We start from the raw sequence: 16251 nt of genomic DNA, 5'->3' as shown, positions 1-16251 counted from the left end.
CCGTTTCGAACCGGAATCCAGCAATGCGATCAGTCCGCCTCTCGCGCAGTGCGCTGCGCGTGAATGAGCCGCTCCCGTGGGACGTCTTCGACGCCAACGGGACGCTGCTGCTGCGCCGCGGCTTCCGGGTGCAGATGCCGGACCAGCTCGATCACTTGGTCGCGCGCGGCGCCTATGTGCAGGACTATGTTGATGCCCCGTCACCGACCGGCATCGGGCCGGCGCGGCCACAGGCTCCGCGCCCGCCGATTGCCGACCCGGTGGGTGGCTGGCAGCGCACCGAGAGCCGGCTCGCCAACTTGCTGCATGCCTTCGAGCGTACGCCGGATGTCGCCGAACGGCTGACCGACCTTGCGCCTATGGTCACCCAGCTTTGCGACCGGGATCCGGATCTTGCCTTGTTCCAGATGATCCGCTGGCGGGGCACCAATTACGGTGTGGCGCACGCGATTCACGCCGCCACCGTCTGCGAACTGATCACCCGCCGGCTCGGCTGGCCGGCCAGCCAACGCATGACGCTGCTGCGTGCCGCGCTGAGCATGAACGTCGGCATGCGCCAGCTGCAAAGCAGCCTGGTGTCGCAGACTGCGCCGCTCAGCGATCCTCAGCGCGAGCTGATCAGCCAGCACCCGGTGCGTGGCCTGCACATGCTCGAACGCGTTGGCGTGGACGACGATGACTGGTTGCGGGCGGTCGCACTGCACCACGAAAGCCCGGACCGCATGCCGGTACGCGTGCGCCACGGGTCGGCGGCGCAGCTGGCCGAAGTAATCCGGCTCGCCGACATCTTCGGCGCCAAGGTCAGCCCGCGCGCGAGTCGCCCGGCCCTGTCGCCGGATCAGGCCCTGCGCGAGACCTTCATGAGCCACGGGGGTACCGACAATCCGCTGGTCGCGGCGCTGGTGCGGGAAATGGGCATCTATCCGCCCGGCACCGGCGTGCGGCTGGCGAGCGGCGAACTGGGGCTGGTGATCCGACGCGGCGAGCGCGCGAACCAGCCTGTCGTGTATGCGGTGATCAACCGCAACGGGCAGTTCTACATGGAGCCGGTCGTGCGAGACACGGCGCGGGCCCAGTTTGCCGTCACCGGCACTGTGCCTGCGGAGCGCTTCAGCCAGCTGATGCTCGATCCGGCGCGGGTATTCGGCTACGAACCGCGTCGCCGCAGCCGACCCTTCGATACGCTCGAATTCGAATTCTGAATTGCCGCGTGCGGTTAGCCGGCGTGATAGAGCACGGCGAAGAAGTGGCAGGCCGTTCCGGCGATCACGAACAAGTGCCAGACGAAGTGCCCGAAGCGGAGCCGTGCGTCCAGCGCGTAGAACACCACGCCGCCGCTGTAAGCGAGCCCGCCGGCGAGCAGTAGCAACAGACCGGACGTCGCCATCCGCGTCACCATCGGTACCGTTGCCGCGACGATCAGCCAGCCCATCGCCAGATAGAGTCCGTTCGATACCCACGGATTCGAGAGCCGCTCGAACTGCATCAGCAGCAAGCCGAGTCCGGCAATGCCCCAGACCAGACCAAACAGCGTCCAGCCCAGCGTACCGCTCAGCACCCCGAGGGTGAAGGGGGTGTAGGTGCCGGCGATCAGCAGGAAGATTGCTGCGTGGTCGAGCTTGCGGAACACCTGCTTCACTTGGCCTTGCGGCATCAAGTGGTAAAGCGAAGAGTTCAGGTACATCAGCACCATGCTGATCGCGAATACGACGGCCCCGACGACATTGGCGCTGGTGCCGGTGCGTAGCGTGCTGACAATCAGGATCGGCGCCGCAACCAATGCGGCAAGCAGGCCGAGGCCATGGCTGATCGAGTTTGCCAACTCCTCGGCGTGCGTCTGGAGGCGTTTTTTGACTTTCATTGGGGCGAGTCCTGCTGGCCGGAATCCTAGTCGGCAGCATCGCTCTCACTGCGCCAACGCACCTTGAGCAGGGTCATTTGCGGCAACGCTACCCGCGCTTGATCGGTGCCCAATCGCTCGAGATATTGCGGCGGCGCACCATTTGCGAGCGACGGAGATCACCTTGCCGGTGGAGGATGCGCCCGTTCGCATCACTTGTCGTAACGCTGACGAGGCAAGGCGGCATGCTGCGAGAGAGCAGGTTGCCACGTTGAGTTTTTGTGCGATGCGGCAAATTGGCATGCGATATGCGTGGGGTGGGTACCCCCAATGCCGAGGAGTGCAGCCATGAAACCGATGCCTTCCGTCCTGTTTGCTGCCGTGCTGCTTATGGCACCCCTTACCACCCACGCCGCGGACTCGGACCGTCTCGCGATCGCTTTCGCAGGCGATACGTTTGGTGCTCCGGCCCGACTGGATGCGATGTCCTGGTCCGCGACGTCTGATGCCGGTGACACCGACGCCGTACCCCGTGGCATGGCGCCGGCCGGGTTGCCGATGGGATCGGAGCGTGCCGGTGGCGGCGCAGTCTCGGCGTCCCGCGACGTCCCGCCTGAGTCGCAAACGCGGCCCACCTGGCTCCTGCTCGCCGGCCTTGGTGTGGTGATCGTCTTGAGTCGTCGTTGCTCGCGATAGCTCTGCGCGCGGATCGGCGTGCTGCGGCGTGCAACGATCATCGCCGCCCGGGTTTCAGCCCGAAGACACGCCCAGGTCGCGCGAACGCGGATGCGCCGTCCAAAGACGCCAAAGGGAGAGGGAAAGTACTAACGAGGTGGAGCGGGCGATGGGAATCGAACCCACGGCTCTAGCTTGGGAAGCTAGGGTATTACCATTATACGACGCCCGCTCGGGCGGCCTCCGGCTGACCAGCCGGAAGGAACAACGGCCCGGATTGTACCGGGCCGTCGGGTGATCAGGCAAACGACGCAGGGTCAGAACGCGTAGCGCAGGCCAGCGCTGAGGGTGTAGTCGGAGATGTCCTTGCGGCCGAAATTGCCGTCGAACTCGACCCAGGCGCCGAGTGCCGGATTGAGGAGGAAGCGGCTACCCAGTTGCACGCTTGCGGCGGTCTGGTCGATCTTGGCTGCCGGCAAGGCATAGCTGCCGGTGTAGACCGACGGCAGGCCGACCTGGATGTCGCGATCACTGCTGTCGATGAAGTCGTGCTCGACGCCGAGCCGGCCGTAGGGGATGAAGCCGCCCGCATCGTAGGTCATCTGGTAGGCGAGGTGGCCGAGCACCGATTGGCGTACCTGCGAACCGAAGCTCAGCGCGGTCGAGGCACCGTTTGCGTTCGATTCGTTGAATGCGCGCACCTGCACCCGCTGTGCGGTCAAGCCCGCGACCGGACCATGCGTCAGCTTGCCCGACTGCAGTTGGTAGAAGGCCTGCATGCCCGCCGAAATGTTCGAACCCTCGGTTTCGCCATCGACAGTGCGGGTGACCGGGCCGAGTTTGACGTCGCGCGACGTGTTGTACCCGATGTAGCCAACCGTACCGGCAAAGGACAAGCCGAGCTGACCCAGGATCACGCCGCCGTAGAAGCTCGCGGAGACTTCGTTCTGGGTGTAGGAGCCGCCGTTCTGCGCGAAGTCCGGCTTGTAGGTATTGAAGTTGAAGGCGACGCCCATGCCGCCCAGACGCGTGCGGGTGTCGTAACCGGCCGTGAACCCGTAGGGCAGGCCATCGGCACCGCCCAGGGCCTGGTCGTCACCGTATTTGACCTGGCCGCCAGTCAGCGTCGCCCAGACGCGGCTGGGCCGGGTCGGCGATTCCATGCCCTGATCCAGCAGGAGGTTGGTCAGGGTGCTGCGGGTGCGCACCGGCGTTTCTGCCAGCATGCCGATTTGTTGCGGCGCCATCAGCATGGAGTAGGCGTAGTCGGCCAGGATGACGTGCGCGGCGGTGGTCGGATGCACGTCGTCGGCGAACGCGTAAGTCTTGTCGGCGTTTGGCGTGACGTAGTTGGCCGGGAAGCAGCTACTGGAACTCACTGCGCCGCAAGCGCGGTCGGTCGTATTGGTCAAGCCGAAGCTTGCGCCATGAGCACGGACCTCGCGCAGAAGGTTGAAGGTGTCCAGCGGAATGACATTCAGCCCCGCGGCAGCGATCCGACCGAACAGGACCTTGTTGTAGTTGTCCGAAAGCGAGGTCAGCAACGCAGCATTGGTTGGACCAACCGATGCACCAAGCGGCGTTGCCCCAATATCCGGCAGGTTCGGAACCAGAACATACTTCGCGCCGGCATTCAGCAATTTCTTGATCATTGCCGTTTGCTCGGTCGTGGTGCTCAGTACGTAGTTGGTAATGGAATTGGCGTCTGTGCCGAAGGTGGTCACAGCGTAGAAGATATCGTTGTTGCCGCCCCATACTGTGTACAGGGTGCGGCTGTCCGCCTTGCCACCATGATCGCCGAGGTAACGATCCAGCTGCTGCACCATCGACTCTTGGCCGGCGGGCGTGGTGACGCGCGCGCCGCCCTGCGCGTAGTCGGTTCCGGTCGTGCCCGGCTTGGCGGTCACCGCCGATGTGCCGAGCTGCCCCGCGAGGTTCTCAGCCCAGACATTGCCCGGATTGGTCGTCCACTTGGATCCGAAAAACCCCGAGTCGGTGAGGCTGTCGCCAAAGAAAACGGTTGCGTTGAAATCGGACGCGGCGGCCGGGAACGACAAAAGCGCTGCAACGGCGAGTCCGAGCGGACGGCGGATGAACATCAGTGTCTCCTCAAGTGCAAATCTTATTGTTTGACGGCCGGCGTATACGCGACCGTATGGGTGGGGGCACTTTGCATCAATCGGCGCGGGGCGGCAAGCCAAAAGCTGTAACGTGCGCGTGCTAGAATCCGCGCCTCTGTCGCGGAAATGCCATGATCGAGATCGTCCTCAACGGCGCCCCGCAAACCCTGCCCGCCGAAACCACCGTCGCCCAGTTGCTCGAACGCCTCGGCTATGCCGGAAAGCGTCTCGCGGTCGAACGCAACGGCGAAATCGTTCCCAAAGGTCGCCATGCCGATGCCCGGCTCACTCAGGGCGACCGCATTGAAATCGTCGTCGCCGTCGGCGGCGGCTGAGGCCAGAGTCCGTAACCATGACTGATTCGCTGATCATTGCTGGTACCGAGTATTCGTCCCGATTGCTGGTGGGCACCGGCAAGTACAAGGATTTCGCGCAGACCCGCGAGGCCATCGTCGCCTCGGGCGCGCAGATCGTGACCGTGGCGATTCGCCGCACCAACATCGGCCAGGATCCGAACGCGCCCAGTCTGCTCGACGCGCTGCCGCCGTCCGAATTCACCTACCTGCCCAATACCGCCGGCTGCTACAGCGCGGACGACGCGGTACGCACGCTGCGGTTGGCGCGCGAACTGCTCGACGGGCACGACCTCGTCAAGCTCGAGGTGCTGGGTGATCCGCACACGCTGTTCCCGAACATGCCGGAGACCTTGAAGGCCGCCGAGACCTTGGTGAAGGATGGATTCAAGGTGATGGTGTACTGCTCCGACGACCCGATCCAGGCAAAGATGCTCGAAGACATCGGTTGCGTGGCGGTGATGCCGCTCGCCTCGCTGATCGGCTCGGGCATGGGCATCCTGAATCCGTGGAACCTCAAGTTGATCATCGAACAGGCCAAGGTGCCGGTGATCGTCGACGCTGGTGTCGGCACCGCGTCGGATGCTGCGATCGCGATGGAGCTGGGTTGCGACGGGGTGCTGATGAACACCGCGATCGCGCTCGCTCAGGATCCGGTGCTGATGGCGGGGGCGATGAAGAAGGCGGTGGAGGCCGGCCGCGAGGCCTACCGCGCCGGCCGCATGCCGAAGAAGTTCTACTCGGCCAGCCCGAGTTCGCCCACCAGTGGCCTGATCGGCAGCTGAGCGCCGCGCGCCCGGCGCCGCAGGCCACAGTGGCCACGCAAGAGAAGCAATACTGATTCCGCGCCGATCCGCGACACCCGCGGTCGCGCTTTGTGGATGGTCTGCATGAGCGACACCCCTGAAACCCGCAAGCACCTCTCGGTCGATGATCCGAAGACGCGCCCCATACGCAGCTACGTCGTGCGCCAGGGGCGCATGTCGCCGGCGCAGGAGCGTTTCATTGCTGAAGGCATGCCGCGCTGGGGCATCGACTACCGCCGGGGTGCGCTCGACTATGACACCGCCTTCGGGCGCAGTGCGCCGACCATTCTTGAAATCGGTTTCGGCATGGGTGACACCACGGCGACCATTGCGCAGGCGCGGCCGGGCGACAACTTCCTCGGCATCGAAGTGCACGGCCCTGGCGTCGGCAATCTTTGCAAGCTGATCGAAGAGCGCGGCATCACCAACATCCGCGTGATGCAGCACGACGCGTTCGAAGTGGTGCGCGACATGATCGGCGAGAACTCGCTTGCCGGCGTGCATGTGTATTTTCCCGACCCCTGGCACAAGGCACGCCACAACAAACGCCGCCTGATCCAGGAACCGTTCGTGCAACAGCTCGCGCAACGCCTTACTCCGGGCGGCTACATCCATTGCGCGACCGATTGGGAAGACTACGCGGTGCAGATGCTCGAAGTGCTTTCTGGCGAGCCCCTGCTGGAAAACTCCGCGGACGGCTATGCGCCTAAACCGGACTATCGTCCGCTGACCAAATTTGAAAACCGTGGTCTCAAGCTCGGCCACGGGGTGTGGGATCTGGTCTTCCGGCGCAAGGCGTGACGATGGCCACATCGCCGTCATCCAAGCCGACCGCGTCGCCGCTCGACGAAACGCTGATCGACGAAATCCTCGCCCTCGACCTGCTCACGCTGAAAGCGCACACCGAGCAGGCCGGCGACCGCATCGACGCGGCGCCGCACCGGGCGCGCCTGTGCGAGATCCTGCCGGTGTCACGCCTTTCACCGGTGCGTCGCGATGGCAGGCTGGTAGCCTACGGCATGGTGACGCAACATGCGTACGCGACCTGGATCGTCACCGCATTCAACATTCATCCCGCGCATCGCACCGCCGGCGTGATGCGTCAGATGCTCGCCGGCATGGCGGCGCTGATCGAGAGCCTCGGGCTCGACGAGATCTGCAGCCACGTTTACAAGGCCAACGCGGCATCGGTGCGATTCCATACCGCGCTCGGATTCGCAATCAATCGCGAGAATGACAAGGCCTACGAGTTCGTGGCGCCGGTCGGCTATCTGCTGGGCGGCGCGCGTGCCGACCGCTTACTGCGGCGCGCTGTCGCAATCTGATCGAAGGGCTCGATGATGATTCCGCGGCGAAGCTACGGCAGTACCGGCATCGAAGTTTCCGCGCTCGGTCTGGGCGCCGGGCAGATCGGCGACGCCCGCCTTGCCGAAGCCGACGTCGCGCGACTGCTGGAAAGCGCCGTCGATGCGGGAATCACACTGATCGACACCGCGCGCGGTTACGGCCTGTCCGAAGAACGCATTGGCCGTCATCTTGCGCATCGGCGCAGCGACATCGTGCTGTCGACCAAGCTCGGCTATGGCATCGAAGGGTTTGCGGACTGGACCGGCCCCTGCGTCAGCGCCGGGGTCGAGGCGGCCCTGCAGCGCATGCGCACCGACCGCATCGACATCGTTCACCTTCATTCCTGTCCCGCCGAAGTGCTTGCGCGGGGCGAAGTAATCGCCGCGCTCGAAAAGGCGAAACGGGAAGGCAAGCTGCGTGCGATCGCCTATTCCGGCGAGAACGAAGACCTCGATTTCGCGATCGACTGCGGTCGTTTCGATGGTTTCATGGCCTCGCTGAACCTCTGCGACCAGCGCGTCATCGACCACGCCCTGCCGAGAATGAAAGGCAAGGGTTTCATCGCCAAGCGCCCTGCCGCGAACCACCCCTGGCGTTTCGCCACACAACCGGTCGGCGACTACTGCGAAGAGTACTGGCTGCGTTGGCGCGCGATGGGGGCGAGCAATTTCGGGCGCCCGTGGGGCGAACTCGCGCTACGTTTCGTCGCCTCGATTCCGGGTGTCAGCAGCGCGATCGTCGGCACCGCGAATCCGCTCAATCTGGCGCAGAACATTGCCTGGTTCTCCGCTGGGCAACTGCCGGACTACTTCGTCGGCAGTCTTCGTGCAGCCTTTAAGCAGCACGACAGCGCTTGGCGCGGGCAGCTCTGAGCCTGCCCACGGCGCGGCGGTTCACACTGTCTTCAGGGTGCCTGCCGCTTCGATGTCTTTCAGATGCCGGGTGCCCGCAAGCCGGTCGAGGGCGGCCAGCGGCAACTGCACGAACAGGTCGATGCGGTGATGCAGCTCCATGAACAGGTGGTTGAAACCGTGAGCGATTGCGGCCGGGCTACCGTCGCCGACTTCCGGATGCGGTACGTCCCATAGGGCGATCGCCGGATGCCCCGGCCATTCCGGCACCAGCTCATCGGGGGGGCGGTCGCACCGTAAGAGCACGATGAATCGATGCTCGGAAGCGGACATGGCGCATCCATTCTTGATGTCTGGAAGCTCTCCGAAGTTCATGTCAGCGGCTCGCGGCGCCAATACTTGAGGCGGCTACGCACATCGCGGACACACCTGGAAACATACGCCACCGGCAGGGGAACACATCGGCGCGCGGCCTCTGCTTCAATGCAAGTGTGGGCTCCGGTGTGGCACCGGGCCCGATCTGAAAGACGGAGAAAATCATGAAGACCTTCAAATCGAGATCCCTGGCGTGGCTTGCGACCGGCGCGCTGACCGTGGCCGCAGCTGCACCGCTGGCTGCCGCGGCGCGCGGCGACTGCCCGACGGGCGGAGCGGGGCCGATGCACGGCGACCCGGCGCACATGGAGCAGATGGCAGGCAGGCGTTTCGACGCGCTGCACGACGCGCTCAAGCTCAGCGCTGCGCAGGAGCCGGCATGGAAGGCGTTCCGCGACGGCATCACCAACGACATGGCACAGATGGCCAAGAGTCGCCCTGACCCTGCCGCCTTGCGCGACAAGCCGGCGCCGGAACGCATGGCGGCGATGCTTGAGCACGCCAAGCTGCATCAGGCTCAGATGGAAAAGCATCTGGCGGCGCTGACGAAGTTCTACGACCAGCTCACACCCGAGCAGAAGAAGACCTTTGACGCGCAACACATGATGGGCCCGCGTTGGGGCGATGGCCGGCATGGTCCGCGCGGCGGCGGCCCCGGCCCGGCGCCGAAAGACGGTCAGTTGTGAGTTCAGGTTGCGGTTCGGCGTGAGGGCAGACCGCAAGAAAGCAACCGGCCGGGCTTACCCCGGCCGGTTTGCTGTTGACTGACGATCAGGCAGTGAGCGTCGGGTAGTCGGTGTAGCCCTTCTCGGCGCCGCCATAGAAGGTCGACGCGTCCGGCGCGTTCACTTCGGCGCCGCGGGCAAAGCGTGCCGGCAGGTCCGGGTTGGCAATGAAGGGGCGGCCGAAGGCCACCGCGTCGCCGGTGCCGCTGGCGATCAGCGCTTCCGCCTTGTCCTTCGTGTAGCCGCCGGCAAACACCAGCACGCCGTGATAGCGCTGCCGGAGGCCGGCGCGGAAGGCATCCGTCAGTTGGGGGCCGCCGGCCCAGTCGGGCTCGGCCACGTGCACATAGGCCAGCTTGCGGGCGTCGAACTGGGTCACGAGGTGGAAGGCCATGGCTTCGGCCTCGGTGTCGCTGATGTCGTTGAAGGTGCCGAATGGCGAAATCCGGATGCCGGTGCGCTCTGCGCCGATCTCGGCGACGACGGCATCCACCACTTCCAGCGTCAGGCGCGCGCGGTTCTCGACGCTGCCGCCGTAGGCATCGGTGCGCTGGTTCGGGCCGGTGCTCTGGAACTGATCGAGCAGATAACCGTTGGCCGCATGGATCTCGACCAGATCGAAACCGGTATCGATCGCGCGCCGGGCGGCAGCGCGATAGGCTGCGACGATGCCCGGAAGCTCTTCGACTTCGAGCGCGCGCGGCAGATCGGTCTGCACCATGCCCATGCTCCCGTCCGGGTGCACCACGAAGGTTTGCGCATTGGCCTGGATCGCCGAGGGCGCGACAGGCTGCTTGAGACCCGGCTGCACATGGCGGTGCGAGATGCGGCCGACATGCCACAGTTGCAGGGCGATATGGCCGCCGGCCGCGTGTACCGCGTCGGTGACCAGCTTCCAGCCGGCCTGTTGTTCGTCGCTGTGGATGCCTGGCGTCCACGCATAGCCCTGACCTTCGGGCATCACTTGCGTGGCCTCGGTGACGATCAGGCCGGCGGAGGCGCGCTGGGCGTAGTAAGTGGCGTTCAGCGCGGTCGGCACATTGCCGGGCTGTGAGGCGCGCTGACGCGTCAGCGGCGCCATGAAGACGCGGTTCGGCAGCGTGAGGCTGCCCAGTTTCAGTGGGGAAAGCAGCTTGTCGGCAGACATGTCGGAACTCCAGATGTGATCGAAAAACACCGGTAATTAGACCGGTCGGCTAGTGTGTGAGAAAAAAGGAAGGTGTTCGGGCACAGGGTGCGGTCAGAGGGCGTCCGCGCCGAGCAGATGCAAGGTGTGGTGCCACGCAGCTTCGAAGGGCTGCGCACTGTGCTGCGCCTTGGCCAGCACGCTGGCGCCGATCCATAGCGCGTAGAGCGTGACCGCGAGCGAGGCGGGCTCCAGCCCGCCCGGCAGTGAGCCATCGAGCCTTGCGCTCTCGAGCGCAGCCGCAATGCGGGCGGTGATGCGTTGGGTGCCGGTTTCCAGTGCGCGGCGCATCGGCTCGGACAGATCCGCCACCTCGGCGGCGAGTTTCACCGCCAGGCACTGTTGCGCGCAGGCGCCGCCATCGCGATGGCGATCCATCCATTCGGCAAAGTAGCCCAGCACCCGTGCGCGGCCGGTGCCGTTCGTGGCACCGAACTGCTGATCGAGTTGCTCGAGGTAATTGGCGAAATAGCGTTCAAGTAGCGCCACGCCGAAGGCTTCCTTCGACGGGAACCAGTGATAGAACGAGCCCTTTGGCACGCCGGCGGCCGCCAGGATCGGGCCGAGCCCGACCGCGGAGAAGCCCTTGCCCAGGATCAGGCCTTCTGCGGTGTCAAGAATATGCGCGCGTGTGTCGGTCGGTCGGTCCATGGCCGTATCGTACTAGACCGGTCGTCTAGTACGCAAGTGTCGCGATCTGATGGCTGTGCGCTCAGGCGGGCGTTGCGCGAACCGACTTGAAGCGCGCGAGGGTCGCGGCGCGCGCTGCGGCATGGTCCACGATGGGGGGCGGATAGTCGGTGCCGATCCGGCAGCCGCAGGCCGCCTGCTCCATCGGGCTCATCAGCCAGGGCGCGTGGATGTGGCGATCCGGCACGGCGGCGAGTTCGGGCAAGTAGCGCCGGATGAAGCGCCCGCCCGGGTCGAACTTTTCCGACTGGGTGACCGGGTTGAAGATGCGGAACCAGGGCTGGGCATCGCAGCCGGTCGATGCCGCCCATTGCCAGCCACCGTTGTTGGCGGCGAGGTCATAGTCAAGCAGCTGCGCGGCGAAATAGCGCTCGCCGCGCAGCCAGTGGATGCCGAGGTCCTTGGTCAGGAAGCTCGCGACAACCATGCGCAGGCGGTTGTGCATCCAGCCAGTCTGGTTGATCTGGCGCATCGCTGCGTCCACCAGCGGATAGCCGGTGCGTGCCTCGCACCATGCGGCAAAGTGTGCATCGGCCTCCGCACCTTCTTCCCAGCGCAGCGCGTCGAACTCCGGCTTGAAACTGCGCGAAACGACGTCCGGCCGGTGCCACAGTATCTGCTGGTAGAACTCGCGCCAGATCAGCTCGTTGAGCCAGGTGTCAGCCCCCTCGCTGGTCTGCATCAGCGCGAATCGGGCGAGCTCGCGCACGCTGATCGTGCCGAAGCGCAGATGCGCCGACAGGTAAGAGACACCCTTGAGCGCGGGGAAATCGCGGGTGCGCTGGTAGTCGGCGATGCGTTGCTTGAAGTCCTGCCACAGCGTGCGGGCGCCGGACATGCCGCATGGCATGCGCAGCGCGGTCAGATTGGTCGCTTCAAAGCCGAGTTCGCCCAGCGAGGGCAGGCGCTCTTCGCTGGTGGGCACCGCCAGGTGCGACCGATACGCTTCGAGCGGGTAGGCATCTACGTGGGCCGCGGTCAGCGCCTTGCGCCAGGCATTGCGGTAGGGCGTGAACACCGCGAACGGTTTGCCGCTGCCGGTCAGGATTTCCGCCTTCTCGAAGACGACCTGGTCCTTGAAGGTATGCAGTGCGATGCCGGCGGCGCCGAGTGCCCCACGCACGGCATCGTCGCGGGCCAGCGCGTCGGGTTCATAGTCATGGTTGGCGTACACCGCGCTGACGCCCAGCTCCACCGCGAGACGCGGAATCGCATCGCGCGCGCTGGCATGGCGCACGATCAGGCTGCCGCCCTGTGCACGCAGGGCCGCGTCGAGCTCGACGACGCCGGCATGGATGAACTCGACGCGGCGGTCGCGCCGCGCAGGCAGCGCATCGAGGATGTCGCGATCGAACACGAAGGCGCAATACACGCGCGGATGCGATGCGAGGGCGTGGTAAAGCGCGGCGTGATCATGGTCGCGCAGATCGCGACGGAACCAGACGAGGGCGGCGGACATCGGCGTCGGCAAAGGAAGGATGTCAGACAGACCGCATCAGCGCCGTGGAGTTCAGCCAGAGGCATGGAAGCCAACTACTTTTCGTCTGCGCTGTCCTGGTATTCGAGATCGAATTCCCGCTGGTCAAGTGGCGTGCCGTCTGCGGCGCGCAGTTCGATGCGATAGTGGCCGGCCGGGGGTGCCCACAGGATCTGCGACCCTTCGCCGAGCAACTCGCCCTCTGCCCACCAGTGGCCGACGCCTGCGGGATCGCGGGCCTCCAGCGTGAGGGCCTCGCCCGCTCGCAGGGTGATGCGCGTGACCCCGGATGCCGGCTGAAGAATGACGTGCGCAGGCGCGTAGGCATTGGCTGGCGGCGCGGACAAACCGACTTCCGTGCCGCGCAGGAACCACTCACGGCGGGCGGGTTCGACGGGCGGTTCGAAGGCCACCACACCCTGGACGAGGCCGGACGGTGTGCGCGGCGCGCGCGAGGCCGGCAAACCGATGCGCTTCACGATCTCGCGCAAGGCGCGCGCTGCGAGCCGGGCGGGGCTCTCCGCGCCGCTGCCTTCACCGCTGACCAGCACCGCCACTGCGACGCGCTCACCGGCTGAATACGCGATGCAGCGCTCTCCGCTCACATCGCTCATCCACCAGAGCGCCTGCCATCCGGCGTCCGGCAGCATCAACTCGGCCGCCTGGCCGCGTTGGGTCGGGTCGGCAAGCGTGTCTGCGACGATGAAACTCACGTCACTGCGCCAGATCCGCCGGGGCGCGACCACCGGGCCGTCGCTCAGCCAGCGGGCGGCCTGCCAGGTGCCGCCAGAGCTGAGCGGGCGCAGCGCCTGCGCCACTTGCAGCAGGTTCGCTTCGGGCGGCGCCGTACTGTCGCGCGGCATTTCGACGCCCACCTGTCGCAGGCGCTCGATCGGCAATTCGGCGAGCGTGAGCAATGCCGCCAGGGTGCCGGGGTCCGGCTGCTGCAGCGTTGTGCGCAAGCTCTTCCAGGGCGCATCGCCCACCGGCGCGGTGGCGAACAGGCTTGCCGCCGTGGCGCTGCGGCGCTCGATGGCGTTCGCTGCGGCAAAGGGCAGCCACAGGGCTGGCAGCTGGCTGCGTACGTTCGTCACGGCGTCGGCGGTGTTCGCGTCGATGCCGCCGACCCAGGCGCGTACGCTCGCGTCGCCCTGGTCGAGCACGATCACCGCAGCGTTGCTGACATGTCTCGCCGCTGCCTGCACCGCCTCGCGCAGGCCCGTGGTCGCGGCTTGCTGCATCGCGCTGTCGAGTGTCGAGGTCACATGCGCGCCGCCCGCATGCAGCACGCGCTGCGCCAGATGCGGGGCGAGCGTGTAGCGCGGGCGGTTACGTGGCGCATCGAGCCGGCTGGAGAGCGCGGTGACGCGCGGGCACAGGTTGCCGACGCCCATCTTCCGCGCACGCGCGCAGGCACGCTTGGCGACACGCTCGGCGCGACCGTTGGGGCTCGGTAGCAAGGCGGTGATCAGCAGGGCCTCGGGTCGGTCGAGTGCCGAGGGTGGCTTGCCGAACATCACCGCGCTGGCGGCGTGCACCCCCTGCAAGTCGCCGCGGAACGGCGCCAGATTGAGGTAGGCCTCGAGTATTTGCGCCTTGGTCCAGCGCTGTTCGAGTTCCTGCGCGGCCAGCCCCTGATCCCACTTCTGCGCATAAGTGCGGCGTCCGCCGGGCACGTTTGGCAGCGCGATCGCGGGGTCGAGCAGGCCCGCCAGCTGCATCGTCAGCGTCGAACCGCCACGCTTGTTGTCGTGCAGCAGGTTGTGCCACAGCGAGCCGATGAAGGCGCGCCAGTCCACGCCTTCGTGTTCGTAGAAGCGGTGGTCTTCAGCCGCGATCAGCGCTTCGCGCAGGGATGGGGAGAACTGCGCCAGCGGCACCCATTCGAAACGGCGCACCTTGGGGTCGAAACGCAGATCGGCGAGCGGCTCGCCATTGCGGTCGAGCAACACCGCATCGGAAGGCCGGTACGCGGCCCGGACCTGTTCAAAGGTTGGCAATTCGGCCCGTGCGGTGGCGCTGCAAAGCAGCAGCGCGAGCAAGCCCAAGCGCACCCACACGGCTAACACGCTAGGCAAGGCCCTTGGCCACGGCCTCGACGCGCGCCTCCCGCACACGACGCGGGATCTCGTTCTTCTCGGCACACTGGCGCGCGATCGCGCCGGCGTCGACGGCGCGGGCCCGCGACAATCCGGCCTGGATGCGATCGAGCGCAACGCCGGGTACCAGGTGGGCTGCGCAGGCGAGCAGGTCGGCGAAGCGATGTGGGCGGCGCCATGCGTCGCAGCGATCAAACAGCGCAATCAGCGTGGCGGCGTCGAGCGACGCGGTCTTCTCGAAAACCTGCTGTTCGCCCCACAGCAGCTCGGCCAGCTCGCGGCATTCGGTCGGCACCCGCAGGTCGATGCACAGCGCTTCGAGCGAGGCGACGCTGTCGAGCGCTGCGGCGAGCAAGGCAAAGCGCCCGGTGAGGCCCAGCTCGCCAGCCGTGTCGAGCCGGCGCGCGATCAGGCCGCCATGTTGCGCCCAGGTCTGAGCAAGGGCCGGTGCGATACGCGTCATGGCGCCGCACCCGGCGAGCACATCAAGCATGCGCGAGGGTTTTGCGGCGAGCAGGCCGCGCGCGATTTCTTGCCATACGCGCTCGGCGACCAGGTGGTCGACCTCGCCGCTGGTGACCATGTCGCGCATCAGGGCCATCGTTTCCGGCGCGACGCTGAAATCGGGAAAGCGTGCGGCGAAGCGCGCCAGCCGCAAGATCCGCACCGGGTCTTCGGCAAACGCGGCGCTGACATGGCGCAGCACCTTTGCGGCGAGGTCGCGCTGGCCGCCGTAGGGATCGATCAGGCTGCCGTCGGCGTCACGCGCGATGGCGTTGATCGTCAGATCGCGGCGCAGCAGGTCTTCTTCCAGCGTCACCTCCGGTGCGGCGTGGAAGGCGAAGCCGTGGTAGCCGGGCGCCGTCTTGCGCTCGGTGCGCGCAAGCGCGTATTCCTCTTGCGTGTGCGGATGCAGGAAGACCGGGAAATCGCGGCCGACGGCGCGGTAGCCCTTGGCGATCATCTCGTCGGGCGTCGCGCCGACCACCACCCAGTCGCGATCGACGACCGGCAGGCCGAGCAGTGCGTCGCGCACGGCGCCGCCGACGACGTAGCTTTTCATCACTCCGGCAGCTCGTCGGCCGGAACGATTTCGGTCTCTGCCAGCGCGCCGGCCTGCCACTCACGCATCGCCGGGTGTGCCAGCATGTTTGCAAGGTAGGCGCCGGCCGCACCGCTTGGCGTCACCGCGTAACTCATGAAGCGGAAACACACCGGCGCGTACATCGCGTCGGCGGCACTGAAGGCACCGAACAGGTAGGGGCCGCGTGCGCCGTAGCGCCGACGGCAGTCTTCCCAGATCGCGACGATGCGCGCGATGTCGGCTTCCGAGGCCGGCGTGCGGCCGCGGCCAGGGAGTGCGCGGCGGATGTTCATCGGCATCTGGCTGCGCAATGCGGTGAAGCCGGAATGCATCTCGGCGCAGATCGCCCGTGCGTGCGCGCGCTCGGCGACCGTTTCCGGCCATAACTGCGGAAAGCGTTCGGCCAGGGTCTCGATGATCGCGAGCGAGTCCCATACGGTGAGGTCCTCGTCGATCAGGCAGGGCACCCGGCCCGATGGCGAGTGGGCGAGGATCTGCGCCGGCGTGTCCGGCTGATCGAGCAGCACCCGGACTTCCTCGAAGGGCTGGCCGACGGCGCGCAGCGCCAGCCAGGCACGCAGCGACCAGGAGGAGTAGTTCTTGTTGGCGATGACCAGTTTCAT

Annotated in this window: 17 protein-coding genes and 1 tRNA gene; 8 read left to right on the top strand and 10 right to left on the bottom strand. The window is 66.3% G+C overall.

Translation table 11 applies throughout. The features are described from left to right. Positions 1-23: 23 nt before the first annotated feature. Positions 24-1202: an HD-GYP domain-containing protein gene (locus tag GGR36_RS13495; RefSeq protein WP_183635251.1), complete on the top strand. Its 1179-nt coding sequence runs from the start codon at positions 24-26 to the stop codon at positions 1200-1202. Between the two features lie 14 nt (positions 1203-1216). Here the strand turns inward: GGR36_RS13495 and trhA are convergent, their stop codons facing one another. Beyond that, positions 1217-1861 (bottom strand): PAQR family membrane homeostasis protein TrhA, encoded by a 645-nt coding sequence (gene trhA / locus GGR36_RS13490; RefSeq protein ID WP_183635250.1) that lies wholly within the window; start codon positions 1859-1861, stop codon positions 1217-1219. Positions 1862-2188: 327 nt separating this feature from the next. Here trhA and GGR36_RS13485 point away from each other — a divergent pair, with 327 nt between their 5' ends. After that, on the top strand, positions 2189-2536 hold the full coding sequence (locus GGR36_RS13485) for a hypothetical protein (protein WP_183635249.1): 348 nt from the start codon (positions 2189-2191) through the stop codon (positions 2534-2536). 137 nt (positions 2537-2673) lie between these two features. Here GGR36_RS13485 and GGR36_RS13480 read toward each other — a convergent pair. Continuing rightward, positions 2674-2747 (bottom strand) — tRNA-Gly (locus GGR36_RS13480). A gap of 85 nt (positions 2748-2832) precedes the next feature. After that, positions 2833-4614 (bottom strand): autotransporter domain-containing protein, encoded by a 1782-nt coding sequence (locus GGR36_RS13475; RefSeq protein WP_183635248.1) that lies wholly within the window; start codon positions 4612-4614, stop codon positions 2833-2835. A 152-nt stretch (positions 4615-4766) separates the two neighbouring features. On the opposite strand from GGR36_RS13475, the gene thiS reads away from it, so the two are divergent. From thiS to GGR36_RS13450, 5 genes are all read left to right on the top strand, one after another. Beyond that, a complete protein-coding gene (gene thiS / locus GGR36_RS13470; RefSeq protein ID WP_207064428.1) occupies positions 4767-4970 on the top strand; it encodes a sulfur carrier protein ThiS in 204 nt (67 codons plus the stop codon). Between the two features lie 17 nt (positions 4971-4987). Continuing rightward, complete coding sequence (locus tag GGR36_RS13465; RefSeq protein ID WP_183635247.1) at positions 4988-5773, top strand: thiazole synthase; 786 nt, start codon at positions 4988-4990, stop codon at positions 5771-5773. 105 nt (positions 5774-5878) lie between these two features. Next, positions 5879-6595 carry a tRNA (guanosine(46)-N7)-methyltransferase TrmB gene (trmB, locus tag GGR36_RS13460; protein WP_183635246.1) on the top strand — a complete coding sequence of 239 codons (717 nt, stop codon included), beginning with the start codon at positions 5879-5881 and terminating at the stop codon, positions 6593-6595. A 2-nt stretch (positions 6596-6597) separates the two neighbouring features. After that, complete coding sequence (locus GGR36_RS13455) at positions 6598-7119, top strand: GNAT family N-acetyltransferase (RefSeq protein WP_183635245.1); 522 nt, start codon at positions 6598-6600, stop codon at positions 7117-7119. 12 nt (positions 7120-7131) lie between these two features. Then, positions 7132-8013 (top strand): aldo/keto reductase, encoded by an 882-nt coding sequence (locus GGR36_RS13450; protein WP_183635244.1) that lies wholly within the window; start codon positions 7132-7134, stop codon positions 8011-8013. Between the two features lie 21 nt (positions 8014-8034). On the opposite strand, the gene GGR36_RS13445 is transcribed toward GGR36_RS13450, so the two are convergent. Next, positions 8035-8325 (bottom strand): hypothetical protein, encoded by a 291-nt coding sequence (locus tag GGR36_RS13445; protein ID WP_183635243.1) that lies wholly within the window; start codon positions 8323-8325, stop codon positions 8035-8037. Between the two features lie 206 nt (positions 8326-8531). Here GGR36_RS13445 and GGR36_RS13440 point away from each other — a divergent pair, with 206 nt between their 5' ends. Next, complete coding sequence (locus GGR36_RS13440) at positions 8532-9053, top strand: Spy/CpxP family protein refolding chaperone (RefSeq protein WP_183635242.1); 522 nt, start codon at positions 8532-8534, stop codon at positions 9051-9053. An 85-nt stretch (positions 9054-9138) separates the two neighbouring features. On the opposite strand, the gene GGR36_RS13435 is transcribed toward GGR36_RS13440, so the two are convergent. From GGR36_RS13435 to GGR36_RS13410, 6 genes are all read right to left on the bottom strand, one after another. Next, positions 9139-10239 (bottom strand): alkene reductase, encoded by a 1101-nt coding sequence (locus GGR36_RS13435; protein ID WP_183635241.1) that lies wholly within the window; start codon positions 10237-10239, stop codon positions 9139-9141. Positions 10240-10332: 93 nt separating this feature from the next. Continuing rightward, the gene (locus tag GGR36_RS13430; protein ID WP_183635240.1) at positions 10333-10929 is read right to left on the bottom strand and encodes a TetR/AcrR family transcriptional regulator; all 597 of its coding nucleotides are present in this window, start codon (positions 10927-10929) and stop codon (positions 10333-10335) included. A 61-nt stretch (positions 10930-10990) separates the two neighbouring features. Next, the gene (locus tag GGR36_RS13425) at positions 10991-12427 is read right to left on the bottom strand and encodes a cryptochrome/photolyase family protein (RefSeq protein ID WP_183635239.1); all 1437 of its coding nucleotides are present in this window, start codon (positions 12425-12427) and stop codon (positions 10991-10993) included. Positions 12428-12501: 74 nt separating this feature from the next. Next, on the bottom strand, positions 12502-14514 hold the full coding sequence (locus tag GGR36_RS13420; protein ID WP_183635238.1) for a transglycosylase domain-containing protein: 2013 nt from the start codon (positions 14512-14514) through the stop codon (positions 12502-12504). A gap of 1 nt (position 14515) precedes the next feature. Continuing rightward, positions 14516-15607: a tRNA nucleotidyltransferase/poly(A) polymerase-related protein gene (locus GGR36_RS13415; RefSeq protein ID WP_183635237.1), complete on the bottom strand. Its 1092-nt coding sequence runs from the start codon at positions 15605-15607 to the stop codon at positions 14516-14518. After that, a complete protein-coding gene (locus tag GGR36_RS13410) occupies positions 15607-16251 on the bottom strand; it encodes a glutathione S-transferase family protein (protein WP_183635236.1) in 645 nt (214 codons plus the stop codon). The genes GGR36_RS13415 and GGR36_RS13410 overlap by 1 nt, the downstream gene beginning before the upstream one ends.

It is taken from the genome of Niveibacterium umoris, from assembly GCF_014197015.1.
Lineage (GTDB): Bacteria > Pseudomonadota > Gammaproteobacteria > Burkholderiales > Rhodocyclaceae > Niveibacterium > Niveibacterium umoris.
This window is presented reverse-complemented; position numbering and strand designations above follow the sequence as displayed.

Bases quoted from the DNA above. Each gene is read 5' to 3' on its own strand.
- GGR36_RS13495 (WP_183635251.1), top strand. From the start codon at position 24: ATGCGATCAGTCCGCCTCTCGCGCAGTGCGCTGCGCGTGAATGAGCCG.
- trhA (WP_183635250.1), bottom strand. From the start codon at position 1,861: ATGAAAGTCAAAAAACGCCTCCAGACGCACGCCGAGGAGTTGGCAAAC.
- GGR36_RS13485 (WP_183635249.1), top strand. From the start codon at position 2,189: ATGAAACCGATGCCTTCCGTCCTGTTTGCTGCCGTGCTGCTTATGGCA.
- GGR36_RS13475 (WP_183635248.1), bottom strand. From the start codon at position 4,614: ATGTTCATCCGCCGTCCGCTCGGACTCGCCGTTGCAGCGCTTTTGTCG.
- thiS (WP_207064428.1), top strand. From the start codon at position 4,767: ATGATCGAGATCGTCCTCAACGGCGCCCCGCAAACCCTGCCCGCCGAA.
- GGR36_RS13465 (WP_183635247.1), top strand. From the start codon at position 4,988: ATGACTGATTCGCTGATCATTGCTGGTACCGAGTATTCGTCCCGATTG.
- trmB (WP_183635246.1), top strand. From the start codon at position 5,879: ATGAGCGACACCCCTGAAACCCGCAAGCACCTCTCGGTCGATGATCCG.
- GGR36_RS13455 (WP_183635245.1), top strand. From the start codon at position 6,598: ATGGCCACATCGCCGTCATCCAAGCCGACCGCGTCGCCGCTCGACGAA.
- GGR36_RS13450 (WP_183635244.1), top strand. From the start codon at position 7,132: ATGATGATTCCGCGGCGAAGCTACGGCAGTACCGGCATCGAAGTTTCC.
- GGR36_RS13445 (WP_183635243.1), bottom strand. From the start codon at position 8,325: ATGTCCGCTTCCGAGCATCGATTCATCGTGCTCTTACGGTGCGACCGC.
- GGR36_RS13440 (WP_183635242.1), top strand. From the start codon at position 8,532: ATGAAGACCTTCAAATCGAGATCCCTGGCGTGGCTTGCGACCGGCGCG.
- GGR36_RS13435 (WP_183635241.1), bottom strand. From the start codon at position 10,239: ATGTCTGCCGACAAGCTGCTTTCCCCACTGAAACTGGGCAGCCTCACG.
- GGR36_RS13430 (WP_183635240.1), bottom strand. From the start codon at position 10,929: ATGGACCGACCGACCGACACACGCGCGCATATTCTTGACACCGCAGAA.
- GGR36_RS13425 (WP_183635239.1), bottom strand. From the start codon at position 12,427: ATGTCCGCCGCCCTCGTCTGGTTCCGTCGCGATCTGCGCGACCATGAT.
- GGR36_RS13415 (WP_183635237.1), bottom strand. From the start codon at position 15,607: ATGAAAAGCTACGTCGTCGGCGGCGCCGTGCGCGACGCACTGCTCGGC.
- GGR36_RS13410 (WP_183635236.1), bottom strand. From the start codon at position 16,251: ATGAAACTGGTCATCGCCAACAAGAACTACTCCTCCTGGTCGCTGCGT.